The organism is Pseudomonas sp. R28(2017), assembly GCF_002112505.1.
GTDB lineage: Bacteria > Pseudomonadota > Gammaproteobacteria > Pseudomonadales > Pseudomonadaceae > Aquipseudomonas.
Genome location: NZ_NEHW01000010.1, coordinates 130,189 through 153,486 on the forward strand (window position 1 = coordinate 130,189; position 23,298 = coordinate 153,486).

Annotated in this window: 20 protein-coding genes; 6 read left to right on the top strand and 14 right to left on the bottom strand. The window is 64.1% G+C overall.

Features of this window, described 5'->3' with window-relative positions; genetic code table 11:
* The first annotated feature begins 232 nt into the window (after positions 1–232).
* On the top strand, positions 233–1,690 hold the full coding sequence (gene mltF, locus CAF78_RS18500; protein ID WP_085673460.1) for a membrane-bound lytic murein transglycosylase MltF: 1,458 nt from the start codon (positions 233–235) through the stop codon (positions 1,688–1,690).
* Positions 1,691–1,801: 111 nt separating this feature from the next.
* Here mltF and tadA read toward each other — a convergent pair whose 3' ends face one another.
* The 6 genes from tadA to CAF78_RS18530 all read right to left on the bottom strand — a co-directional run bounded on the left by tadA (position 1,802) and on the right by CAF78_RS18530 (position 8,433).
* Complete coding sequence (tadA, locus tag CAF78_RS18505; RefSeq protein ID WP_085673462.1) at positions 1,802–2,281, bottom strand: tRNA adenosine(34) deaminase TadA; 480 nt, start codon at positions 2,279–2,281, stop codon at positions 1,802–1,804.
* Positions 2,281–3,663, bottom strand: a complete 1,383-nt coding sequence (locus CAF78_RS18510) for a multicopper oxidase family protein (RefSeq protein ID WP_085673464.1) — start codon at positions 3,661–3,663, stop codon at positions 2,281–2,283. The genes tadA and CAF78_RS18510 overlap by 1 nt, the downstream gene beginning before the upstream one ends.
* A gap of 197 nt (positions 3,664–3,860) precedes the next feature.
* Positions 3,861–5,438, bottom strand: a complete 1,578-nt coding sequence (guaA, locus tag CAF78_RS18515; RefSeq protein ID WP_085673466.1) for a glutamine-hydrolyzing GMP synthase — start codon at positions 5,436–5,438, stop codon at positions 3,861–3,863.
* 79 nt (positions 5,439–5,517) lie between these two features.
* Positions 5,518–6,987 carry an IMP dehydrogenase gene (gene guaB / locus CAF78_RS18520; protein WP_003255025.1) on the bottom strand — a complete coding sequence of 490 codons (1,470 nt, stop codon included), beginning with the start codon at positions 6,985–6,987 and terminating at the stop codon, positions 5,518–5,520.
* A gap of 86 nt (positions 6,988–7,073) precedes the next feature.
* Positions 7,074–7,631, bottom strand: coding sequence for a sugar ABC transporter ATPase (locus CAF78_RS18525; RefSeq protein ID WP_085673468.1), 558 nt, complete (start codon positions 7,629–7,631; stop codon positions 7,074–7,076).
* A gap of 46 nt (positions 7,632–7,677) precedes the next feature.
* Positions 7,678–8,433 carry a sulfite exporter TauE/SafE family protein gene (locus CAF78_RS18530; RefSeq protein WP_085673470.1) on the bottom strand — a complete coding sequence of 252 codons (756 nt, stop codon included), beginning with the start codon at positions 8,431–8,433 and terminating at the stop codon, positions 7,678–7,680.
* A 97-nt stretch (positions 8,434–8,530) separates the two neighbouring features.
* Here CAF78_RS18530 and CAF78_RS18535 point away from each other — a divergent pair, with 97 nt between their 5' ends.
* From CAF78_RS18535 to leuA, 4 genes are all read left to right on the top strand, one after another.
* Positions 8,531–9,409, top strand: coding sequence for a LysR family transcriptional regulator (locus tag CAF78_RS18535; protein WP_085673472.1), 879 nt, complete (start codon positions 8,531–8,533; stop codon positions 9,407–9,409).
* A 75-nt stretch (positions 9,410–9,484) separates the two neighbouring features.
* Complete coding sequence (gene xseA, locus CAF78_RS18540; RefSeq protein WP_085673474.1) at positions 9,485–10,864, top strand: exodeoxyribonuclease VII large subunit; 1,380 nt, start codon at positions 9,485–9,487, stop codon at positions 10,862–10,864.
* A gap of 3 nt (positions 10,865–10,867) precedes the next feature.
* Positions 10,868–11,695: a peptidoglycan DD-metalloendopeptidase family protein gene (locus tag CAF78_RS18545; protein WP_085673476.1), complete on the top strand. Its 828-nt coding sequence runs from the start codon at positions 10,868–10,870 to the stop codon at positions 11,693–11,695.
* Between the two features lie 414 nt (positions 11,696–12,109).
* Entirely contained in the window at positions 12,110–13,783 is a 1,674-nt protein-coding gene (leuA, locus tag CAF78_RS18550) for a 2-isopropylmalate synthase (protein WP_085673478.1), read from the top strand.
* A 236-nt stretch (positions 13,784–14,019) separates the two neighbouring features.
* On the opposite strand, the gene CAF78_RS18555 is transcribed toward leuA, so the two are convergent.
* From CAF78_RS18555 to zwf, 3 genes are read right to left on the bottom strand one after another with little or no spacing between them, the layout of a single operon-like run.
* Entirely contained in the window at positions 14,020–14,700 is a 681-nt protein-coding gene (locus tag CAF78_RS18555) for a bifunctional 4-hydroxy-2-oxoglutarate aldolase/2-dehydro-3-deoxy-phosphogluconate aldolase (RefSeq protein WP_085673480.1), read from the bottom strand.
* 17 nt (positions 14,701–14,717) lie between these two features.
* Positions 14,718–15,431, bottom strand: a complete 714-nt coding sequence (gene pgl, locus CAF78_RS18560) for a 6-phosphogluconolactonase (RefSeq protein ID WP_085673482.1) — start codon at positions 15,429–15,431, stop codon at positions 14,718–14,720.
* Positions 15,418–16,887: a glucose-6-phosphate dehydrogenase gene (gene zwf / locus CAF78_RS18565; RefSeq protein WP_085673484.1), complete on the bottom strand. Its 1,470-nt coding sequence runs from the start codon at positions 16,885–16,887 to the stop codon at positions 15,418–15,420. The genes pgl and zwf overlap by 14 nt, the downstream gene beginning before the upstream one ends.
* Positions 16,888–17,097: 210 nt before the next feature.
* Here zwf and hexR point away from each other — a divergent pair, with 210 nt between their 5' ends.
* Entirely contained in the window at positions 17,098–17,961 is an 864-nt protein-coding gene (gene hexR, locus CAF78_RS18570; protein WP_177326722.1) for a DNA-binding transcriptional regulator HexR, read from the top strand.
* On the opposite strand, the gene CAF78_RS18575 is transcribed toward hexR, so the two are convergent.
* From CAF78_RS18575 to CAF78_RS18595, 5 genes are all read right to left on the bottom strand, one after another.
* On the bottom strand, positions 17,954–18,808 hold the full coding sequence (locus CAF78_RS18575) for a D-hexose-6-phosphate mutarotase (RefSeq protein ID WP_085673486.1): 855 nt from the start codon (positions 18,806–18,808) through the stop codon (positions 17,954–17,956). The two genes, hexR and CAF78_RS18575, sit on opposite strands and share 8 nt — an antisense overlap.
* 117 nt (positions 18,809–18,925) lie before the next feature.
* Positions 18,926–20,269, bottom strand: a complete 1,344-nt coding sequence (locus tag CAF78_RS18580) for a carbohydrate porin (RefSeq protein ID WP_085673488.1) — start codon at positions 20,267–20,269, stop codon at positions 18,926–18,928.
* 41 nt (positions 20,270–20,310) lie between these two features.
* Complete coding sequence (locus tag CAF78_RS18585; protein ID WP_085673490.1) at positions 20,311–21,465, bottom strand: ABC transporter ATP-binding protein; 1,155 nt, start codon at positions 21,463–21,465, stop codon at positions 20,311–20,313.
* Positions 21,466–21,468: 3 nt separating this feature from the next.
* A complete protein-coding gene (locus CAF78_RS18590; RefSeq protein ID WP_085673492.1) occupies positions 21,469–22,314 on the bottom strand; it encodes a carbohydrate ABC transporter permease in 846 nt (281 codons plus the stop codon).
* A complete protein-coding gene (locus CAF78_RS18595) occupies positions 22,307–23,215 on the bottom strand; it encodes a carbohydrate ABC transporter permease (RefSeq protein ID WP_085673494.1) in 909 nt (302 codons plus the stop codon). The genes CAF78_RS18590 and CAF78_RS18595 overlap by 8 nt, the downstream gene beginning before the upstream one ends.
* Between the last annotated feature and the right edge of the window lie 83 nt (positions 23,216–23,298).

The window sequence follows — 23,298 nt, forward strand, 5'->3', positions numbered from 1 at the left end:
CTCAGGAAGGGGTGTGCTTAGAGGCCGTGCATTCTAGCCTAATTCGACGGCTTTCGGCACCCGCTCTAAGCCATGGCTGCCGGGCGGCGGAACCGGACTTCGGGGTCAGAAAAAACAGCGAATCTGCCCGCCTTTCCCTGCCTGCACCGCGCCATATAGAAAAAATCGCTACCAGACAAGCTAACCGTTGTCGAGATATGGCTGGGGCGGTCCTTTGCGTATACTGCAACCTATGTTCGCCCACACTGCTTTGCGCCAACGTTGCGCCAGATGGCTAATCGCAACCGGACTCTTTCTGCTGCTCGGTGCCTGCGTTGAAAAACCCAGCACCCTCGAGCGCGTGAAGGAGGACGGCGTGCTGCGCGTCATCACCCGCAACAGCCCGGCCACCTACTTCCAGGACCGCAACGGCGAAACCGGCTTCGAATATGAGCTGGTCCAGCATTTCGCCGACGATCTTGGCGTGAAGCTGCAGATCGAGACCGCCGACAACCTCGACGAACTGTACGACGCCCTTGGCAAGCCCTCAGGCCCGGTGCTGGCGGCGGCCGGCCTGGTCAGCACTGACCGGCGCAAGGCCCAGGTCAAGTACTCGCACCCTTATCTGGAAGTAACCCCGCAGGTCATCTATCGCAACGGCCGCCCTCGCCCCACCGATGCCAAGGGCCTGGTCGGCAAGAAGATCATGGTGCTCAAGGGCAGCAGCCACGCCGACCAGCTGGCCGAACTGAAAAAACAGTACCCAGGCCTGGAATACGAAGAATCCGACGCGGTCGAAGTGGTCGACCTGCTGCGCATGGTCGACGAAGGGCAGATCGACCTGACCCTGGTCGACTCCAATGAACTGGCCATGAACCAGGTCTACTTCCCCAACGTGCGGGTCGCCTTCGACCTCGGCGACACCCGTGACCAGCGCTGGGCGGTGGCGGCCGGTGACGACAACAGCCTGCTCAACGAAATCAACGAATTCCTCGACAAGGCGCAGAAGAACGGCACCCTGCAGCGCCTGAAAGACCGTTACTACGGCCATGTCGACGTACTCGGCTACGTCGGCGCCTACACCTTTGCCCAGCACCTGCAGCAGCGCCTGCCCAAGTACGAGAAACACTTCAAGAGCTACGCCAAGGTCGAACAGGTGGACTGGCGCCTGCTGGCGGCGATCGGCTACCAGGAATCGATGTGGCAGCCGGAAGTCACCTCCAAGACCGGCGTGCGCGGCCTGATGATGCTGACCCAGCGCACTGCCCAGGCCATGGGCGTGTCCAACCGGCTGGACCCGAAGCAGAGCATCCAGGGCGGTGCCAAGTACTTCATGAAGATCAAGGAAGAGCTCGACGACAGCATCCAGGAGCCGGACCGCACCTGGTTCGCCCTGGCCGCCTACAACGTCGGCAGCGGCCACCTGGAAGACGCCCGCACCCTGGCCAAGCGCGAAAAGCTCAACCCGAACAAGTGGCTGGACGTGAAGAAGATGCTGCCACGGCTGGCCCAGAAGCAGTGGTACCGGCAGACCAAGTACGGCTATGCCCGTGGCGGCGAGCCGGTGCACTTCGTGGCCAACATTCGCCGTTACTACGACATCCTCACCTGGGTGACCCAGCCACAGCTTGAAGGCCAGGTAGCCGAGGGCAACCTGCATGTGCCTGGGGTGAACAAGGACAAGCCGGCGGATCAGTCGCCGCCGATGTAATCCTGTAGCGGCCTCTTCGCGGGCAAGCCCGCTCCCACAGGGCCCGTACAAGTTTTGACAGCGGTGCTATCTCTGTGGGAGCGGGCTTGCCCGCGAAGAGGCCGTTACAGGTTAATTCTTGGCCCTACGGGCCTTGAAGAAGTCACTCAGGATCTGCCCGCACTCCTCCGCCAGCACTCCGCCCTCCACCATCACCCGATGGTTGAGAAAGCCCTGCCCAAAGAACTGCCCCTGACTCTGCACGACACCCGCCTTGGGCTCCAGTGCGCCGAACACCACCCGCGCTACCCGCGAATGCACGATCAGCCCCGCACACATGCTGCAGGGCTCCAGGGTCACATACAGCGTGCTACCCGGCAGTCGGTAGTTGCTGGCAGCCTTGGCCGCCGCGCGAATGGCGACCATTTCGGCATGGGCGCTGGGGTCGCTGTCGATGATCGGCCGGTTGAAGCCCTGGCCGATGACCTGGCCATGCTGCACCAGCACCGCGCCCACCGGCACCTCGCCCATGGCCGCACCTTCGGCTGCCAGGCCCAGGGCCAGGCGCATGAATTCCTGATCGCGGCTGCGATCGATGATCTGCGGGCGCATCAGACCACCGCGATCGCGGCCATCAGGCCGGTTTCCATGTGGTCGATGACGTGGCAGTGGAACATCCAGGTGCCGGGGTTATCCGCCACCAGCGCGACCTGGGCGCGCTCGTTCTTGCCCAGCAGGTAGGTGTCGGTGAAGTAAGGCTCCGGGATTTGCCGGCGATTGGAGCCGATCACCTTGAAGCTCATGCCATGCAGGTGGATCGGGTGCTGGTACTGGGTCATGTTCTTCAGCTCGAAGATATAGCTCTTGCCCTTCTTCAGCGTGGCGATCGGCCGGTCGGCGCAGGTCTTGTCGGTGATGTCCCAGGCCTGGCCGTTGATCTGCCACATGCTCGACGGCTTGTCCGGGTCGCTGGTGACCGAGACGCTCGCCGCCCATTCGAAATTGAAGTTGAGCTTCTCGGCATTCTCCAGGTCCGGCTCGGCAATCGGATTCGGCGGCAGGGCCTTGGGCCACTCGCCCGATGCTTCGCTGCTGGCCACCGAGCGCAAGGTGCCCAGGCGCACGAAACCGTCGCGCAGGGAGATTTCCTCGCCTGCCTCTGGGATGCGGATGGCAAGGCAGATGCGCATGCCTGGGCCAAGCCAGTAGTCGTCATCCAGAGGCCGTGGCGTCACCGGGTTGCCGTCGAGGGCATAGATTTTAGCCTCGCAGTTGCCTTTGAGGTTGAGGCGGTAGGTCCAGGTGTTATCCAGGTTGAGCACCCGCACGCGCACCACCTGCCCGGCCGGCAGCTCGGTGACCGAATCGGCCTGGCCATTGATGGTGATCAGCCGCCCGGCAGTGCCGTTGCGCGCGGCCTCGCGGGGGATGCTGAAGGGCAGCCAGGCGCCCTGCTCGTCGACGTGCCAGTTCTTCAGGCTCAGGGTGCGTTCGTGGGCGAAACCGGTTGGCTCGCGCTCCTCGACAATCAGCGGGCCGACCAGGCCACGCCCCAGTTCCTCGGAGCTGCTGACATGGGGGTGGTACCAGTAGCTGCCGGCATCCGGCACGCGGAACTGGTAGTCGAAGTACTCGCCCGGCTTGACCGGCAGTTGCGAAACGTAAGGCACGCCGTCCATTTCCAGCGGCAGGCGAATGCCATGCCAGTGGATGGTGGTTTCCACCGGCAGGTGGTTGATGAAGCGTACCCGCAGCCAGGTGCCCTGGCGCACGCGTAACTCGGTGCCCGGCGCCGACGGGCCGAAGGCCCAGGCCTCGGTCTTGAAGCCCGGCACAAGCTCGACGTCCAGGGGGGCAGCGATCAGCTCGTAGTCATGCCCGGCGTTGTCGTCCTCGACCTTGCCCAGCCAGTAACGTGCTGCGCCACCGGCGCCCAGGCCAACCACAACCAGGCCGGTCAGGCCCTTGAGCATTTGTCGACGGGTGAAGGACATCGGTGCGGGTACCTCGTGTTCTGCGCAATCAAGCTGCCAGCATGGCTGGCGATGAAGGGCGAATACGATACACCTGCAAATGGGAAATATTAAGTGAAGTCTTGTTTTACCCGTGTGCGCTCGCTACTACCCGCGAATAACCACGGTACAGGAGACAGAAACAACAAGGGCGCCTTGCGGCGCCCTTGTGGCTCAACTCATTCCCACTCGATGGTGGCTGGCGGCTTGCTCGACACGTCGTAGGTGACGCGGGAGATACCGTCGATTTCGTTGATGATACGGCCGCTGACGGTTTCCAGCAGCTCGTACGGCAGGTGTGCCCAACGCGCGGTCATGAAGTCCACGGTCTCGACGGCACGCAGGGCCACGACCCAGGCGTAGCGACGGCCGTCGCCGACGACGCCGACCGACTTGACCGGCTGGAACACCACGAATGCCTGGCTGGTCTTGTGGTACCAGTCAGCCTTGCGCAACTCTTCGATGAAGATGTGGTCGGCACGACGCAGGATGTCGGCGTATTCCTTCTTCACTTCACCGAGGATGCGCACGCCCAGGCCCGGGCCCGGGAACGGGTGGCGGTAGACCATGTCGTACGGCAGGCCCAGCTCCAGGCCGATCTTGCGCACTTCGTCCTTGAACAGTTCACGCAGCGGCTCGACCAGCTTGAGGTTCATTTCCTCCGGCAGGCCGCCGACGTTGTGGTGCGACTTGATCACGTGGGCCTTGCCGCTCTTGGCGCCGGCCGACTCGATCACGTCCGGGTAGATGGTGCCCTGGGCGAGGAACTGGATGTTCTCCAGCTTGCTGGCTTCGGCGTCGAACACGTCGATGAAGGTGCGGCCGATGATCTTGCGCTTCTTCTCCGGGTCGGCTTCGCCTTCCAGGTTGTCGAGGAACTGCTTTTCAGCGTCGGCGCGGATCACCTTGACGCCCATGTTCTCCTTGAACATGGCCATCACCTGGTCGCCTTCGTGCAGGCGCAGCAGGCCGTTGTCGACGAACACGCAGGTCAGCTGGTCGCCGATGGCGCGGTGCAGCAGTGCGGCAACCACGGAGCTGTCGACGCCGCCGGACAGGCCCAGCAGGACGTTGGCCGAACCGACTTGCTCACGCACCTGGGCGATGGCGTCTTCGACGATGTTGGACGGGGTCCACAGGGCTTCACAGCCGCAGATGTCCTGCACGAAGCGGGACAGGATGCGACCGCCCTGCTTGGTGTGGGTCACTTCCGGGTGGAACTGCACGCCATAGTAGCCGCGCGAATCGTCGAACATGCCAGCGATCGGGCAGCTCGGGGTGCTGGCCAGCACGTGGAAGTTGCCCGGCATCTGGGTGACCTTGTCGCCGTGGCTCATCCACACGTCCAGGCCCAGTACGCCGTCGTCGTCGACGTGGTCTTCGATGCCATCGAGCAGGCGGCTCTTGCCGACCACGTCGACACGGGCGTAACCGAACTCACGCAGGTCGGAACCTTCGACCTTGCCGCCCATCTGCTCGGCCATGGTCTGCATGCCGTAGCAGATGCCCAGCAGCGGTACGTTCAGGTCGAACACGGCCTGCGGTGCGCGTGGGCTGTTGGCTTCGTGGACCGACTCGGGGCCGCCGGCGAGGATGATGCCGCGCGGGTTGAATTCGCGGATCGCTTCATCGTCCATGTCGAACGGGTGCAGCTCGCAGTACACGCCGATTTCGCGCACGCGGCGGGCGATCAGCTGGGTGTACTGAGAACCGAAATCGAGGATCAGGATACGGTGAGCGTGAATGTCGAGGGCCATGACTCAATCTCGTCAGTGGAAATCGGAAACGACGCGGGGCTGTCGTGACAGCCCCGCTTTCATGTTGTAGCTGGAAGCCTCAGCCTACGCGGTAGTTAGGGGCTTCTTTGGTGATCTGCACGTCATGCACGTGGGACTCGGCCATGCCGGCACCGGTGATGCGCACGAATTCCGGCTTGGTGCGCATCTCTTCGATGGTTGCGCTGCCGGTGTAGCCCATGGACGAACGCAGGCCGCCCATCAGCTGGTGGATGATCGCGGCCAGGGCGCCCTTGTAAGGAACGCGGCCTTCGATGCCTTCCGGTACCAGCTTCTCGGCGCCGGCCGAGGAGTCCTGGAAGTAACGGTCGGACGAGCCTTGCGCCTGTGCCATGGCACCCAGCGAGCCCATGCCGCGGTAGGCCTTGTAGGAACGGCCCTGGAACAGCTCGACTTCGCCCGGCGCTTCTTCGGTACCGGCGAACATCGAACCCATCATCACGCAGGACGCACCGGCAACGATGGCCTTGGACAGGTCACCGGAGAAGCGGATACCGCCGTCGGCGATCAGCGGCACGCCAGTGCCTTCCAGTGCAGCGGCGACGTTGGCGATGGCGCTGATCTGCGGCACGCCGACACCGGCAACGATGCGGGTGGTGCAGATCGAGCCTGGGCCGATACCGACCTTGACGGCGTCGGCGCCGGCTTCAGCCAGGGCCTTGGCGGCAGCGCCGGTGGCGATGTTGCCGCCGATCACCTGCACTTGCGGGTAGGTTTCCTTGACCCAGCGAACGCGGTCGATAACGCCTTTGGAGTGACCGTGGGCGGTGTCGACGACAACCACGTCAACGCCGGCGGCGACCAGGGCGGCAACGCGCTCTCCGGTGTCCTTGCCGGTGCCGACCGCAGCGCCGACGCGCAGGCGACCCTGGTCGTCCTTGCTGGCCAGCGGGTAGGCCTTGGCCTTTTCGATGTCCTTGACGGTCATCATGCCCTTGAGGTTGAACTTGTCGTCAACGATCAGGACCTTTTCCAGGCGGTGCTTGTGCAGCAGCTCGCGTACTTCGTTCTTGTCGGCGCCTTCACGGACGGTGACCAGACGCTCTTTCGGCGTCATCACGTCGCGGACCTTGGCGTCCAGACGGTTTTCGAAGCGCACGTCACGGGAAGTGACGATGCCGACCAGGTCGCCGTTCGCCAGCACTGGAACGCCGGAGATGTTGTTCAGGCGGGTCAGCTCGAACAGGTCGCGCACGGTGGCGTCGGCGTCGATGGTGATCGGGTCCTTGACCACGCCAGCCTCGAACTTCTTGACCTTGCGCACTTCGCCGGCCTGCTGTTCGATGGTCATGTTCTTGTGGATGATGCCGATACCGCCTTCCTGGGCCATGGCAATGGCCAGGCGCGCTTCGGTGACGGTATCCATGGCAGCGGAAACCAGCGGAATGTTCAGCTCGATGCCACGAGTCAAACGGGTCTTGAGACTGACTTCATTGGGCAGTACCTCGGAGTAGCCAGGTACAAGGAGGATATCGTCGAAGGTCAGGGCTTCTTGGCTGATACGCAGCATCGCGGGGGCTCCCGGGCGGGAAAAATGGAAGCGCGCCATTATACTCATGCACGGCGCGCCGCTCAATGCAAAATAAGGGCCTTCGGTCAGCGTGATGGCAGTTTTACCTGCACCACCGCCACTGGCTGGTCGAGCCAGTCGGCAAAGCTGTCGAGAAAGGCCTGGGTAAACCCGGCCTCGCCCCAGTTGTTGAAGATGAACCCGAGGTTGGAAAAGGCACATGGCTGCAGGTAAATGAAGCCATTGATGTCGTCTTCATGGCCGCACAGTGGGCAGGTGAAGTTGTCGCTCACCGCCGGCATCCACTCTTCCAGGCTCTCGAACAGCGGTTCGCCGACCTCGCGCCGGCACTCCGGGCAGCCGGCTTCCTCGAGAAAACCGTCGGTCGGCGTGTAGATGCAGCGCTTGAGCATCACTTCCAGGCCGTTGACCTGCTCACCAAAGGGCAGCTTTTCCGGATGCAGGGCGACCTTGCGCGCGCCCTCGGCCAAGGCATGGCCCATGCGGTTGCCGGTGCGCCCGCAGGTGGTGAGTTGTTCCTCGATGATCTTCTCGCGTACCAGCCATCGCAGGATGGCCCGCGAACGGGCTTCATGCGAGGGCACGGTGGACAGCTTGGGGACGATGATGCTCTGGGTGTTCATGAACGAAGCGGGCCTGCGGACTGCGGTAATCCTGTAATTCTACAGCTCAGCTGCCCAGGTAGCGACCGATCAGCGCCAGGCCACTGGCCAGCACCAGCCAGGTGACCAGGCGCACGAAGGCTTCGCGCGACAACTTCAGGGTCAGCCGGCGGCCAACCCAGAGGCCAATGAACATCACCGGCAGCAGGCAGGCGGCGAGCAGCAACAAGCGGGTATCGGCGTATACACCGGCAAGCAGGAACAGCGACAGGCGCACGAGGGTGCTGCAACTGATCAGGGCGCTCTGGGTCGCGCGAACCTGCTCCTTCACGTTGAGGCGTGCGCCGAGGTAGATCGCATAAAGGAAACCGCCACTGCCGAACAAGGCCCCGAACAGCCCGCCAATCGTGCCCATCGGCACCGCCCAGAGGCCCGATAACCTGGCCGGCCGCACCTTCACCGCCAGGCCGTAGATCGCGTAGGCCGTGACGAACAGGCCCATCAGCAGCAACAGCAGGTCGGACTTCAGGTGCAGCAGGAACACCACGCCCAGGGTGCAGCCCACCGCCATGCACGGCAACAGGCGCAGCAGCTCGCCGCGCACCACGTCGCGGCGCGACGGCAACAGGTTGCCGAAGGCGGCGACGAAGTCCAGCAGCACCAGCAGCGGGATGATCCGCGACAGGGGCATGAAATGGATCAGTACCGGGCCGGCCACCAGCGCGGTGCCGAAGCCGGCGATGCCGAAGACGATGTAGGCAGCGGCGATGGCGAGGAGGATGGGGAGCCAGTCAAGGCCGGAAAACGACAGCTGGGCGAGCATGGCAGCAGTTCCTGGGAAGACAGGCAAAGGTTAGCCAGCCACAAGCCATGCCGACTAATATGCCTTTAGCGCCCTACCCATCTCGAAAAGGCATGACATGACGTCGATCCGCCAGTTGCGTTACTTCGTGGAAATCGCCGAATGCGGCAGCTTCAGCGCTGCCGCCGAGCGGCTGTATATCGCCCAGTCGGCGCTGAGCCGCCAGATCAAGGACTTGGAGCAGCAACTGGGCACACCACTGTTCGAACGCACTGCACGCCTGCCGCGCCTGACGCTGGCCGGCCAGGCTTTCCTGGAGCGAGCGCGGCGCTTGCTGGCCGACCTGGCACAGGCAGAGCGGGTGACCCGCGACATTGGCGAAGGGCGGCAAGGCAGCCTGCGCCTGAACCACTCCAGCACGGTACCGCTGACCGGCCCGCTGCTGGCTCGCCTGGGCGGCTATCTGCAGGCCAACCTGGGGATTGCACTGGAGATTGCTCAGCAGTCGTCGGAGGCGCAGCTGGAGGATATCGCCGCCGGGCGGCTGGATATCGGCCTGTTGCGTTTGCCGGTGCTGCGCCAGCATGAAGGCGTGGTGCTGCATGAGCTGTTCAGCGAACCGTTGTTGTTGGCAGTCGCCGCTGGGCATCCGCTGGCCGATGCTGCGCAGGTGCGGCTGGAGCAACTGCGGGAACAGCGTTTTGTTTCCATCCCGCACCGCGACCGTGGTGGGTTGAGTTACCTGTCAGCTTCGCTGTGCATGGAGGCCGGTTTTTTCCCTCGGGCAGCGCAGGTGCTGTCGCGCAAGACCACGCAGTTGCAGCTGATCCAGGCCGGGTTCGGGATAGCGCTGCTGCCAGCGTGCATGCGTGAAATCGCCCCGAGGGCCATCAGCTTCGTGGCACTGGAGGGGGCATGCGAGAGTACCGTGGCGCTGGCCTGCCGGCGCGATGCGGGACCGATGGTGCAGCAGTTCGTGGCGGCAATGCAGGGTTGATTGTGCCGGCCGCGATATGCCAGAGGACATGGGCAAGACAGACAACCGGGGCCGATGTCCTTTATGATGCCCGCCATGATCAGAGACCCTTTCGAACGACTCGGCCTGGACCGCGAGGTCCTCACCGTCAGCCAGCTCAACGGCCGCGCCCGGGTGCTGCTGGAAGACGTGTTCCGCAGCGTCTGGGTGGAAGGCGAGATTTCCAACCTCGCCCGCCCGGCCTCCGGCCACATGTACTTCACCCTCAAGGACAGCGGCGCCCAGGTGCGCTGTGCGCTGTTCCGGCAGAACGCCACCCGCGTGCGCCAGGCCCTGCGCGACGGCCTGGCGGTGCGCGTGCGCGGCAAGGTGTCGCTGTTCGAAGGGCGTGGCGACTATCAGCTGATTCTCGACACGGTCGAACCGGCCGGCGATGGCGCCCTGCGCCTGGCCTTCGAGGCCCTGAAGGAAAAGCTCGGTGCCGAAGGACTGTTCAGCGCCGAGCGCAAGAAGCCGCTGCCGGCCCATCCGCAACGCATCGGCATCATCACCTCGCCCACCGGCGCGGTGATCCGCGACATCATCAGCGTGTTCGGCCGCCGCGCGCCGCAGGTCGAGCTGAACCTGATTCCCACCGCCGTGCAGGGCCGCGAGGCGATCAACCAGATCGTCCGCGCCCTGCAACAGGCTGACCGGCTGGGCTTCGACGCGCTGATCCTGGCCCGGGGTGGCGGCTCGCTGGAAGACCTCTGGTGCTTCAACGAAGAAGCCGTGGCGCGTGCCGTGGCCGCCTGCGTGACGCCGATCGTCAGCGCCGTGGGCCACGAGACCGATGTGTCGATCAGCGACTTCGTCGCCGACGTACGCGCGCCTACACCCTCGGCTGCCGCCGAACTGCTGGCCCCCGACAACAGCGGCCTGCAGCAGCGCCTCGACGGCCTGCAGCGGCGCCTGCTGCTGCGCATGCAGAACCGCCTGACCCACGACCGCCTGCGCCTGGAGTCACTGACCCGCCGCCTGCGCCACCCCGGCGAGCGCCTGCGCCAGCAGGCACAACGCCTGGACGACCTGGACATGCGCCTGCGCCGGGCGTTCATGCTCAACCTCAACCAGCGCCGCGAGCGCCTGGCACGCCTCGATACCCGCCTGGCCGCGCAGCACCCGGGGCGCACCCTGAAACTGCTGGGGCAGCGCCTGGACAGCCTCGCCGAGCGCCTGCCACGGGCCATGCGCGAGGTGCTCAAGGACCGCCGCCAGCGCTTCCAGGCACAACTGCAGACGCTGCACGTGGTCAGCCCCCTGGCGACCCTGGCGCGGGGCTACAGCATCCTCCTCGACGAGCATGGCCAGGCCATCCGCAGTGCCGAGCAGACCCGCAATGGCCAGCGCCTGACCGCCCGCCTGAACCAGGGCGAGCTGCAGGTACGCGTCGAAGACAATCACCTGACCCCGGTCACCCTCTCTTTACTGGACTGACACATGCCCCGCCTGTTCGCGCCCCTGCTCGCCCTTTCCCTCCTGCTGCTGGCCGCAGGCGCCCAGGCCAGCTACATCACCCGCACCCTGAACAAGCCCGTGCCGGGTGGCGTGGCGGTGGTCGACCTCGGCCCGGCGGCCACCGCGCCAAGCGCGCGCTTCGAAGGCAAGCCGGTGCTGGTGGTCAAGGAACAGGACAACTGGCTGGCCATCGTCGGCATCCCGCTGACCCAGAAGCCCGGCACCGCCGTACTGACCCAGGGCGGCCGCAGCCTGCCCTTCAGCGTCGGCAGCAAGAAGTACCCCGAACAGCACATCACCTTGAAGAACACCCGCCAGGTCAACCCCAACCCGGACGACCTCAAGCGCATCGACCGCGAACTGGCCGAGCAGATCAAGGCATATCGCAGTTTCAGCCCGGTGCTGCCGAGCAACCTGATCCTCGACAAACCCGTCAGCGGGCCGCTGTCGAGCAAGTTCGGCGTGCGTCGCTTCTTCAATGGCGAGGAGCGCAACCCGCATGCAGGGCTGGACTTCGCCGTACCGGCCGGCACCCCGATCAAGACGCCGGCCAACGGCAAGGTGATCCTGGTGGGTGATTACTTCTTCAACGGCCGCACGGCGTTCGTCGACCATGGGCAGGGCTTCATCAGCATGTTCTGCCACATGTCGAAGATCGACGTGCAGGTGGGCCAGCAACTGCGCCGGGGCGATGTGGTCGGGCGCGTGGGCTCGACCGGTCGGGCCACCGGGCCGCACATGCACTGGAACGTCAGCCTGAACGATGCACGGGTCGACCCGGCGATCTTCATCGGCGCGTTCCAGCCCTGATATCGGCGCCGCCTGCTTCGTGGGCAAGCCCGCACCCACAGGGGCCGCGATACCCTGTGGAAGCGGGCTTGCCCGCGAAGAGGCCAGCACAGCCAACACATCTTTCAGTGTGTTGCGCCATCGAAAAGTACTGCGCAAAAAATACAAAGCAAAAAAATCATCTCAGCGATAAATTCTCGTCATCGAGCTTTTTTTAAGCATTCCTCTCAATTTTTTCCGAACACTTGCCATCCCTCACCCCACTGGTTAGGGTTGAGGGCATGAAAACCTTCAGCACCCTCATCCTGCTCCGACAACATCGCAGCCTCTGCCTGGTCAGCGCCCGACTACCAGGTTGAATCGCGTCGCCTCGCCTCTTCATCTCGTTATCGCTCGGCAGGCCCGATCTCGGCCGCACACAAAAGGATTGCTTCCATGACCATGCTCAAAGACCCATCGAAGAAATACCGCGCTTTCCCGACCATCGACCTGCCTGACCGTACCTGGCCGTCGAAGACCATCACCGAGGCGCCGATCTGGTGCAGCTCCGACCTGCGTGATGGCAACCAGTCGCTGATCGAGCCGATGGATTCGGAGAAGAAGCTGCGTTTCTGGAAGACCCTGGTGCAGGTTGGCGTGAAGGAAATCGAAGCATCGTTCCCCTCGGCCTCGCAGACCGATTTCGACTTCGTGCGCACCCTGATCGAAGACGGCCACATCCCGGACGACACCACCATCCAGGTGCTCACCCAGGCCCGCGAAGACCTGATCGCCCGTACCTTCGAGTCGCTGCGCGGCGCCAAGAAGGCCATCGTCCACCTGTACAATGCCACCAGCCCGTCGTTCCGCCGCATCGTCTTCAACCAGGACAAGCAAGGCGTGAAGGACATCGCGGTGAACGCGGCCAAGCTGTTCGTCAAATATGCCGCCCAGCAGCCGGAAACCCAGTGGACCTTCCAGTACTCGCCAGAAACCTTCAGCGCCACCGAAATGGAGTTTGCCAAGGAAGTCTGTGACGCGGTCATCGAAGTGTGGAACCCGACCCCCGAGCACAAGATCATCCTCAACCTGCCGGCCACCGTGGAAGTGTCCACGCCGAACATCTACGCCGACCAGATCGAGTGGTTCTGCCGCAACGTCAGCCGTCGCGACAGCGTGATCATCAGCCTGCACTGCCACAACGACCGTGGCACCGGCATCGCCGCCACCGAGCTGGGCCTGATGGCCGGCGCCGACCGTGCCGAAGGCTGCCTGTTCGGCAACGGCGAGCGCACCGGCAACGTCGACCTGGTGACCTTGGCCCTGAACCTCTACACCCAGGGCATCGACCCGCTGCTGGACTTCTCCGACATCGATGGCGTGCGCAAGGTGGTCGAAGAGTGCAATCAGCTGCCGGTTCACCCACGTCACCCGTACGTCGGCGACCTGGTTCACACCGCCTTCTCCGGCTCGCACCAGGATGCCATCCGCAAAGGCTTCGCCAAGCAGCAGGAAGGCGAGCTGTGGGAAGTGCCGTACCTGCCGATCGACCCGGCCGACATCGGCCGCAGCTACGAGGCGGTGATCCGCGTCAACAGCCAGTCGGGCAAAGGCGGCATCACCTACCTGCTCGAGCAGGAATACGGCATCAGCCTGCCACGCCGCATGCAGATCGAGTTCAGCCAGGTGGTGCAGGGTGAAACCGACCGCCTGGGCCTGGAAATGACCGCCCAGCAGATCTACAGCCTGCTGCACAAGGAATACCTCCAGGCCAACGCCCCGTACGCGCTGGTCAGCCACCGCCTGCAGGAAGAAAACGGCCACAGCGCCGTGGAAGTGGAAGTCGCCGGCGAAGGCGAAACCACCCTGCACTGGCGCGGCAAGGGCAACGGCGCCCTGGAAGCCCTGGTCGCCGGCCTGCCGGTATCGGTCGAGATCATGGACTACAACGAGCACGCCATCGGTGCCGGCACCAACGCCAAGGCCGCGGCCTACATCGAACTGCGCGTGGCCGGCGGTCGCCCGGTGCACGGTGTGGGCATCGACGAAAACATCACCACGGCCAGCTTCAAGGCACTGTTCAGCGCGCTGAACCGCTCACTGAGCCAGCAGGAAGCCAAGGCGGCTTAAGCATCACCGCGATGAATGAAAAGCCCGCATCACATGATGCGGGCTTTTTTGTTGCCTGTACCGGCCTCTTCGCGGGCAAGCCCGCTCCCACAGGTACCTCACAAGGCTTGGCATTTGTGGTGAACCTGTGGGAGCGGGCTTGCCCGCGAAGAGGCAGCTAAGGGCATCTCAAAATCTGCGAACAAAAAAAAGGGCGCCGACCAAGCGCCCCATAAGCCGTAAAGCACACAACAGATTCAGTTGGCGTCGAGCAACGCCATCGCCTCGGCGCTGCACGCCTCGATCCGCGCCCAGTCACCATTCTTGATCCAGCTGCTGTCGAGCATCCAGGTGCCGCCCACGCACATCACGTTGGGCAACGCCATGTAATTGCGCACGTTGGCCGGGTTCACGCCGCCCGTCGGGCAGAAGCGGATATCGCCGAACGGGCCCGCGAATGCCTTGATCGCTGCCACGCCGCCGCTGATTTCCGCGGGGAACAGCTTGAAACGACGGTAGCCCAGGGCATAACCCATCATGATCTCGGACGGCGTGCTGATGCCGGGCAGCAGCGGGATTTCGCTGTCCACACCCGCTTCGAGGATGTCCTGGGTGATGCCGGGGGTGACGACAAACTGTGCACCAGCCGCTTCGACCGCCGCGAACATGCTGCGATCGAGCACGGTACCGGCGCCCACGCACAACGCCGGGCGTTGCTCACGCAGCACCTGAATGGCCTTCAGGCCATGCTGCGAGCGCAGGGTCACTTCCAGGGTGCGGATACCGCCAGCCGCCAGGGCGTCAGCCAATGGCAGGATGTCTTCCTCGCGGGCGATGGTGATTACCGGCAGGATGCGCGCCTGTTCGCAGATGGCATCGATCCGCGCGGCTTTATCCGCCATCGAAAGCTTGGGCTGTGGGCGTTCAAGGGTGGTCATGACAGTGGATCCTTGGCTCATGGGCACCAGTAGATGTCCAGGGGGTCGTGAAGAAAGGCGCGAATCGGCATTTCGGAAAAGTCGTTGCCCGCCAGCGCGGCGCGCAGGGTAGCGAGTTTGCCCGGGCCTTGCACGGCCAGCGCGATGAATGCCGCGCTGGCCAGCAGGCGGCGAGTCATGGACAGGCGCTGGTGCGGCACGCTCGGGGCCAGCATCGGCAGGCAACGGCGCGTGCTGCTCGGGTCCAGGCCTTCGGCGAGCTTGGGGCTATGGGGGAACAGCGAGGCGGTATGGCCATCGTCACCCATGCCCAGCACCAGTACGTCGATGGGCGGCAGCTCTGCCAACGCCTGATCGGCACTGACTGCCGCTGCATCAAGGTTTTCGGCCTGCTGATAGAGCCCGACGAAACGCGCCTTGGCGGCAGCGCCCTTGAGCAGGTGGCGGGCCAGCAAGCCAGCGTTGCTGTCGGCGTGTTCCACGGGCACCCAGCGCTCGTCGGCCAGGCTGACCGTGACCTTGGCCCAGTCCAGCTGCTCGCCGGCCAGTTGCTCGAGGAACGGCACCGGGCTGCGGCCACCAGACAGCACCACGCAGGCCTGCCCCTTGGCAGCAATGGCTGCACGCAAGCGCTCGGCCACGTCATGGGCCAGGGTTGCGGCCAGTGCCTTGGCATCCGCCAGGTCGTGCACCCGCACGGCCGCTGGCAGTTTCAATTCAGATATCGCCATACCACGCCCTCCCATCGCGCGTGATCAATGCAATCGAGCTCATCGGCCCCCAGGAACCTGCCGCGTAAGGCTTGGGCGCATCGCCCGCGTTACGCCAGCCGGCGATCAACTGGTCACACCACTTCCAGGCGTACTCGATCTCGTCCTTGCGCACGAACAGGTTCTGGTTGCCGCGCATCACTTCGAGCAGCAAGCGCTCGTAGGCATCCGGAATCCGCGCACTGCGCCAGGTGTCGGAAAAATTCAGCTGCAGCGGGCCACTGCGCAGTTGCATGCCCTTGTCCAGGCCCTGCTCCTTGGTCATCACCCGCAAGGATATGCCTTCGTCCGGTTGCAGGCGGATGATCAGCTTGTTACCGATCTGCAAACGCTGTTCCGGGGCGAAGATGTAGTGCGGCGTCTCCTTGAAGTGGATGACGATCTGCGACAGCTTCTGCGGCATGCGTTTACCGGTACGCAGGTAGAACGGCACGCCCGACCAGCGCCAGTTGCGAATGTCGGCGCGCAGGGCGACGAAGGTTTCGGTGTCGCTCTGGGCGTTGGAATTGTCTTCTTCCAGGTAGCCAGGCACCGGCTTGCCGTCGCTGTAGCCGGCGATGTACTGGCCACGCACCACACGGGTGCTCAAGCCTTCGCCGGTGATCGGTGCCAGTGCCTTGAGCACCTTGACCTTCTCGTCACGGATGCTGTCGGCCGACAGCTCGCTGGGTGGGTCCATGGCGATCAGGCAAAGCAGCTGCAGCAGGTGGTTCTGGATCATGTCGCGCAGCTGGCCGGCCTTGTCGAAGTAGCCCCAGCGGCCCTCGATGCCGACCTTCTCGGCCACGGTGATCTCCACGTGGGAGATGGAATTCTGGTTCCACTGGGTTTCGAACAGGCTGTTGGCAAAACGCAGGGCGATCAGGTTCTGCACCGTCTCCTTGCCCAGGTAGTGGTCGATGCGATAGACCCGGCTCTCCGGGAAGAAGCGCGCCACGGCATCGTTGACCCGCCGCGACGACTCCAGGTCATGGCCGATGGGTTTTTCCAGCACCACCCGGGTGCGCGCGGCCAGGCCAGCCTTGTCGAGGTTTTCGCAGATGGCGCCGTAGACCGCGGCCGCCGTGGCAAAGTAGGCGATCAGCGGCTGCTCGCCGGTCAGTTGTTCGGCCAGGGCCTGGTAGCCTTCGGGCTGCAGAAAGTCCAGGTGCTGGTAGTGCAGGCGGCCGAGGAAACGCCCCAGCGCGGCGGGCTCGATGTCAGCCTCAGCCACATGCCGGCGCAGGTGCGCCTCGATGGTGTTCAGGTGATCCACGGCGCTGCCGGCCTCGCGGGCCAGCGCCAGCAGGCGGGTGTCCGCGTGCAGGAGGTTGGCACGGTCGAGCTGGTAGAGCGCAGGAAACAGCTTGCGCAATGCCAGGTCGCCTAGGGCGCCAAACAGGGCAAAGGTGCAAGGTTCGACACTGATCGCAGCCATGATGTTGGTTCTTTCCTAAAGTTGGTCTAGGAATACCGCTTTCACACACGGTTTTCAAGGGATAATGTAGTAAAAACCACAACATTACACACAAGCGTTACAGACAAGTGGTACGCCAATCGCACCGACAGTACGATAGACGACCGTGCAAAAAGCCTGCTGCTCCCACAGCCGGCTGTCTTCCCGACCCAAGGACATACCATGGACCGCGTGCGAAACCTCCTGGAACAGATCCAGGGACGCCTCGACGAGCTGAACAAGGCCGAACGCAAAGTCGCCGAAGTCATCCTGCTCAACCCGCAACAAGCCACCCGCTTCAGCATTGCGGCGTTGGCCCAGGCGGCCAAGGTCAGCGAACCGACCGTCAACCGCTTCTGCCGTTCGTTCGGCGTCAGCGGCTACCCGGAGCTCAAGCTGCAACTGGCGCAGAGCCTGGCCAGTGGCGCCGCTTACGTCAGCCGTGCGGTGGAAGCCGACGACGACCCGGCAGCCTACACCCAGAAAATCTTCGGCAGCGCCATCGCCTCGCTCGACAGCGCCTGCCAGCAGCTCGACCCGCAACAGGTCAGCCGCGCCGTGGACATGATGATCCAGGCCCGGCAGATCCACTTCTTCGGCCTCGGCGCCTCGGCCCCGGTGGCCCTTGATGCCCAGCACAAGTTCTTCCGCTTCAACCTCGCGGTATCGGCCCATGCCGACGTGCTGATGCAGCGCATGCTGGCCTCGGTGGCCCACACCGGCGACCTGTTCGTGATCATTTCCTACACCGGGCGCACCCGCGAACTGGTCGAGGTGGCACGCCTGGCCCGGGAAAACGGTGCCTCGGTGCTCGGCCTGACCGCTGCCGGTTCGCCGCTGGCTCAAGCCTGCAGCCTGAGCCTGCACATCCCGCTGCCGGAAGACACCGACATCTACATGCCGATGACTTCGCGGATCATCCAGCTGACCGTACTCGACGTGCTGGCCACCGGCATGACCCTGCGCCGTGGCGTGGACTTCCAGCCGCACCTGCGCAAGATCAAGGAAAGCCTCAACGCCAGCCGCTACCCGATCGAGGACGACGAACTCAACTGAGCCGGTGCGCCTGCAGCCGCAGGTGCGCACGCTGCCCCGGCGCCAGGCTCAGGCCTTCGCCACTGCCACTGGCCGCCTCGACACAGACGAAGCCCTGGCACTCACGGCCGCTGACACCCATCAGCGGCCGATTGCCTGGGTGCCAGACCACCGTGTCGTCGCTGTCGCCGGTGTCGATGCACAGTTCCCGTTCCCAGGCCGGGTCCTGCAACTGCACCCGAGGCGTGCCCGGGTAGACCTTCTGGCAGCCACCCTTGAGCTTGAGCGCGCCGTCTTCACGGCAGGCCTGGCGGCTCAGGCGGTCATAGCCTTCGATATCCTCGAGCCCGGACAGCGCTATCTCGGACACGTCACTGATACGCCAGTAAGCCAGCAGCGCATGGCTCAGCTGGCAAGGTTCGCTGTCCTGGTGCTCGGTGCTCAGGCTCAATTCCATGCGGCTGCCAAGCCTGGCGTGCAGGTCTACCTGCCAGTCGCACAGGTCCAGCCGCCATTTCAGGCTTACGCCCTCCTCGTCTTCGCGGCTGTCCACCAGCTTCCAGTCCAGCAAGCGCGCCCAGCCATGGGCAGGCCACAGGTCTTCACTGGGATGGCGGCCATACCAGGGCCAGCACACCGGCACACCACCCCGAATGGCGCCCACTTGCGGCCATTGCTCGGCGCACCACAGCCAGGGCCGCTCCCCGGCCGGCTGGAAGTGCAGCAGTTGCGCACCCTGGCGGCTGAACACCGCCTGGCAACGGGGATGGTCGATGATCAGCACATCGCGCTGCTGGTAACGCTCCCACTCGAATGTCGGCCGGGGCCGCTGCGAGGAAAAGAAGCGATGTAGCGGATGTTCGGGCATGGTTCCAAGCTCTTGTTGTTTGAGATAGCGCTGTCTCGGCCCATCCCCGACAACCACTGCAAGCCAGTGGGTGCCGGGAGCCGAATTTGGATTGGCGTAAATTTACAACAAGTTCGCTTAGAAAGACGACTGAATCTTCAAACCTGCGACCAGCGCGTTGTCCACTTCGTCGACACCACCCGGGCTCTTGATGTACTGCAGGTTGGGCCGCACGGTCAGCCAGTTGGTGACGTGGAAGCCGTAGTAGAGCTCGGCGTTGTACTCGGTGCGCTGCAGCGGTACGAAGGCCGGGTTGTCGTAGTCGTCGATACCGCTTTGGGCATTGAGCAGTTCGGCGCGTTTCTTCACGTCGTCATTCACATGGATGCGGGCAACGCCAAAGCCGATATCGTCCTTGGGCCGGGCATCGAAGGCGCCTTTGTAGACCAGGCCGACCTGCTGGTAGTTGTCGACCACGTTGGTGGCCTTGTCGTGCACGGTGAAGTTGGCGAACAGGCTCAAGCCGCGATTGATGTCGCCGCCATGGGCGGTAACCTGTTGCTGCGCCACCACCCACCAGCCGTGCTTGCTCGAGTGTGACTTGAAGGCCTCGCCGGTGACCGCCTGCGGGTTGCCGTTGACATCCTCGAACACGTCGTCGGCCTTGGCCGTGCTGTAGTAGTAACCCAGGCGGTATTCACCCGGCAGGTCATTGACCTTGGGCGACCAGACCATCTCCACCGGCAGGATCGCGCCCTTGGTGCCGCTGCCGCTGAGCTTGAAGCCGTTGCCGGTCTCCAGGTTCGACGGGTTCTGCTCGAAGGCACCGACCTGGACGAAGAATTCCGGGGTGATGTTGTACTTGACCCGCAGTGCCCACTGGCTGACCGGCCAGTTGTACCAGATGCCACCGACCCAGTTGCCCACCTGCGAGCCGCAGAAGGCCAGGTTCTGGAAGTCGCAGGGGAAGCTGTTGAAATCCTCGCCTTCACCGAAGCGGCCGACTTTCACGTCCAGCGCGCCGTCGAAGTACTTCTGCTTGACCCACATCTGCGTCAGGCGCCAGGTCTGGCCACGGCCCCACACTTCCTGCACCGAACTGAACTGCCCGGCGCGCGGGTCGCTGATGCGGTCGTTGGACAGGTTGCGGCCACTGCGCTCGGTAATCGCCAGCTTGAATTCGGCATCGTGCCAACCGAGGATCTTCTGCAAGTCCAGGTGCGCGCCGAGGGCGAACTGGTCACTGTAGCGTGCGGTCTTGTCGTCGTTGTAGCCGCCATGCAGGTTGCCGGCCACCTCGCCGACGTAGTCGAGGGTGAAGTCGTAGCCTTTGTCCAGCAGCTCGGTGCGGGTGCCGCCCCAGTCGCCGGTCATCCATTTCGACTCGCTGGAAAATGCCTCGGCAGCCTGCACACCGCTGCTGCCAACCACGGCGAGCAGGGCCAGTGAACCCAAGGTCCTGATGCGATTGCGCTGTTCCATCCCTTTGCGTCCTCTTTTTTCTTATTGATGGTGTAGACGAATCAGCGGCCCTTGAAGTGAGCCACGTTGTCCTTTACCGCGGTATTGCTGCTGGCCAGGTGCAACCGTTCGCCGCTGTCGGCGTCGAACAGCAGCACCCGCGCCGGGTCGAACTGCAGGTTCAGGCTGTCGCCCACCCGGCAGGCGATGTCCGGCGCCAGGCGACAGCAGACCTTGGTCTGGTTGAGGGTGATGAACACCAGCAGGTCCGGCCCGGTGGGCTCGGTCACCTGCACGTCGGCGCGAATACCCGGCAGGCCATTGCCCTCACCTGCGCCCAGGGCGATCTGCTCGGGGCGGATGCCGAGGATGATCTGGCGGCCGTCGAGCTCATCGCTGGCCGGCCCCAACGGCAGTTCGCAGCGCGCCTGGCCACTGTCGAGCAGCGCCAGCAGGCGCCCGTCCTGCTTGGCCAGGCGCACCGGAATGAAATTCATCGGCGGCGAACCGATGAAGCTGGCGACGAACTGGTTGGCCGGGTCGTTGTAGATCTGCTGCGGCGTGCCGAACTGCTGGATGATGCCGTCCTTCATCACCGCCACCTTGTCGCCCAGGGTCATGGCCTCGATCTGGTCGTGGGTGACATACACCGTGGTGGTCTTCAGGCGCTGGTGCATCAGTTTCATTTCGGTGCGCATCTCGACCCGCAGCTTGGCGTCGAGGTTGGACAGCGGCTCGTCGAACAGGTAGATCTTCGGCCGCCGCGCCAGTGCCCGGCCCATGGCCACACGCTGTTGCTGGCCACCGGACAGCTGCGCCGGCTTGCGTGCGAGCAGGTGCTCGATCTGCAGCAGCTTGGCCACCCGCGCCACCTCTTCATCGATGGCCGCCTGCGGCATCTTGCGGATCTTCAGGCCGAACTCGATGTTCTCGCGCACGCTCATGGTCGGGTACAGCGCATAGGACTGGAACACCATGGCGATGTCGCGATCCTTGGGGCTCATGCCGCTGACGTCCTGGTCGTCGATGAGGATTGCGCCGCCGGTGATGTTCTCAAGGCCGGCGATGCAGTTCATCAGGGTCGACTTGCCGCAGCCCGAGGGGCCGACCAGGATCAGGAACTCGCCATCCTTGATCGACAGCTGGATGTCCTTGAGGGTGTCCGGCAGGCCGCTGCCGTAGGTCTTGTTCACATTGCGAAGTTCAAGCGTTGCCATGACTTACCCCTTGACCGCGCCGGCCGTGAGCCCGCGGACGAAATATTTGCCTGCCACCACGTAGACCAGCAGGGTTGGCAGGCCGGCGATCATCGCCGCTGCCATGTCGACGTTGTATTCCTTGGCCCCGGTGCTGGTGTTGACCAGGTTGTTCAGGGCCACGGTGATCGGTTGCGAATCGCCGCTGGAGAACACCACGCCGAACAGGAAGTCGTTCCAGATCTGGGTGAACTGCCAGATCAGGCAGACCATGATGATCGGTGTCGACATCGGCAGGATGATGCGGCGGAAGATGGTGAAGAAGCCGGCGCCATCCAGACGCGCGGCCTTGACCAGGGCATCGGGAATGCTCACGTAGAAGTTGCGGAAGAACAGCGTGGTGAAGGCCAGGCCGTAGACCACGTGCACCAGCACCAGGCCGCTGGTGGTGCTGGCCAGGCCCAGCTTGCCGAGGGTGAACGAGGCCGGCAGCAGTACGGTCTGGAACGGCAGGAAGCAGCCGAACAACAACAGGCCGAAGAACAGCTGCGAACCGCGAAAGCGCCACATCGACAGCACATAACCGTTCAGCGCACCGATGGCGGTGGAGATCAGCACCGCAGGCACGGTGATCAGGATGGAGTTCCAGAAGTAGCCGCTGACCGTGCCCCAGGCCTTGACCCAGCCAATGCCGGTAACCACGGTGGGCCAGCTCAGCAGGTTGCCGGTGCTGATGTCTTGCGGGGACTTGAAGCTGGTCAGCAGCATCACCACCAGCGGCACCAGGTACAGCAGCACCGCGAGCAGCAGCACGGCATGGATGGCGACGCGGCTGAGGCTCAGTGCCGGTCTGTCAGCTGGACTATGCATGGCGCTTGCTCCGCAGTTCCGAGTACAGGTACGGCACGAGGATCGCCAGGATCGCCCCGAGCATGAGGATGGCACTGGCCGAGCCCATGCCCATCTGGCCGCGGCTGAAGGTGAAGGAGTACATGAACATCGCCGGCAGGTCGGAGGAGTAGCCCGGGCCACCGGCCGTCATCGCCGCCACCAGGTCGAAGCTCTTGATCGCAATGTGCGCCAGGATCATCAGCGAGCTGAAGAACACCGGCCGCAGGCTGGGCAGCACCACGGTCCAGTAGATGCGCGGCAGGCTGGCACCGTCGATCTGCGCGGCGCGGATGATCGACTGGTCGACACCACGCAGGCCGGCGAGGAACATCGCCATGATGAAGCCCGAGGCCTGCCACACGGCGGCGATCACCAGGCAGTACACCACCCGGTCAGGGTCGATCAGCCAGTCCAGGCGAAAGCCCTCCCACCCCCAGTCGCGCAGCAGCTTGTCCAGGCCCATGCCGGGGTTGAGCAGCCATTTCCAGGCGGTGCCGGTGACGATCATCGACAGCGCCATGGGGTACAGGTAAATGGTGCGGATGAAGCCTTCGCGGCGGATGCGCTGGTCCAGCAGCACCGCCAGCAGCACGCCGATGGCCAGGCTGATGGCGATGAACAGGCCGCCGAACAGCATCAGGTTCTTGCTCGCCACCCACCAGCGGTCGTTGTCGAACAGCCGGGCGTATTGCGCCAGGCCTGCCCACTTGTAGGTCGGCAGGAAGGTCGAGGTGGTGAAGGACAGGACGAAGGTCCACAGGATGTAGCCGTAGAAGCCCACCAGGACGATGAACATGCTTGGCGCCAGCACCAGCTTCGGTAGCCAGCGCTGCAGCGCGTCCAGGGGGGAGGCCCGCAGTTGGGCGGTTGCTGTTGTCATGTTGTGGATCTCGAGGTACAGGCGGTGCTTTGCACCGCTTCGCGGGCACGCCCGCTCCCACAGGGGGCCTGCTCACCACAGGT

What these genes read in the sequence shown, in the direction of transcription:
- mltF (WP_085673460.1), top strand. Translation starts at nt 233, where the DNA reads ATGTTCGCCCACACTGCTTTGCGCCAACGTTGCGCCAGATGGCTAATC.
- tadA (WP_085673462.1), bottom strand. Translation starts at nt 2,281, where the DNA reads ATGCGCCCGCAGATCATCGATCGCAGCCGCGATCAGGAATTCATGCGC.
- CAF78_RS18510 (WP_085673464.1), bottom strand. Translation starts at nt 3,663, where the DNA reads ATGTCCTTCACCCGTCGACAAATGCTCAAGGGCCTGACCGGCCTGGTT.
- guaA (WP_085673466.1), bottom strand. Translation starts at nt 5,438, where the DNA reads ATGGCCCTCGACATTCACGCTCACCGTATCCTGATCCTCGATTTCGGT.
- guaB (WP_003255025.1), bottom strand. Translation starts at nt 6,987, where the DNA reads ATGCTGCGTATCAGCCAAGAAGCCCTGACCTTCGACGATATCCTCCTT.
- CAF78_RS18525 (WP_085673468.1), bottom strand. Translation starts at nt 7,631, where the DNA reads ATGAACACCCAGAGCATCATCGTCCCCAAGCTGTCCACCGTGCCCTCG.
- CAF78_RS18530 (WP_085673470.1), bottom strand. Translation starts at nt 8,433, where the DNA reads ATGCTCGCCCAGCTGTCGTTTTCCGGCCTTGACTGGCTCCCCATCCTC.
- CAF78_RS18535 (WP_085673472.1), top strand. Translation starts at nt 8,531, where the DNA reads ATGACGTCGATCCGCCAGTTGCGTTACTTCGTGGAAATCGCCGAATGC.
- xseA (WP_085673474.1), top strand. Translation starts at nt 9,485, where the DNA reads ATGATCAGAGACCCTTTCGAACGACTCGGCCTGGACCGCGAGGTCCTC.
- CAF78_RS18545 (WP_085673476.1), top strand. Translation starts at nt 10,868, where the DNA reads ATGCCCCGCCTGTTCGCGCCCCTGCTCGCCCTTTCCCTCCTGCTGCTG.
- leuA (WP_085673478.1), top strand. Translation starts at nt 12,110, where the DNA reads ATGACCATGCTCAAAGACCCATCGAAGAAATACCGCGCTTTCCCGACC.
- CAF78_RS18555 (WP_085673480.1), bottom strand. Translation starts at nt 14,700, where the DNA reads ATGACCACCCTTGAACGCCCACAGCCCAAGCTTTCGATGGCGGATAAA.
- pgl (WP_085673482.1), bottom strand. Translation starts at nt 15,431, where the DNA reads ATGGCGATATCTGAATTGAAACTGCCAGCGGCCGTGCGGGTGCACGAC.
- zwf (WP_085673484.1), bottom strand. Translation starts at nt 16,887, where the DNA reads ATGGCTGCGATCAGTGTCGAACCTTGCACCTTTGCCCTGTTTGGCGCC.
- CAF78_RS18575 (WP_085673486.1), bottom strand. Translation starts at nt 18,808, where the DNA reads ATGCCCGAACATCCGCTACATCGCTTCTTTTCCTCGCAGCGGCCCCGG.
- CAF78_RS18580 (WP_085673488.1), bottom strand. Translation starts at nt 20,269, where the DNA reads ATGGAACAGCGCAATCGCATCAGGACCTTGGGTTCACTGGCCCTGCTC.
- CAF78_RS18585 (WP_085673490.1), bottom strand. Translation starts at nt 21,465, where the DNA reads ATGGCAACGCTTGAACTTCGCAATGTGAACAAGACCTACGGCAGCGGC.
- CAF78_RS18590 (WP_085673492.1), bottom strand. Translation starts at nt 22,314, where the DNA reads ATGCATAGTCCAGCTGACAGACCGGCACTGAGCCTCAGCCGCGTCGCC.
- CAF78_RS18595 (WP_085673494.1), bottom strand. Translation starts at nt 23,215, where the DNA reads ATGACAACAGCAACCGCCCAACTGCGGGCCTCCCCCCTGGACGCGCTG.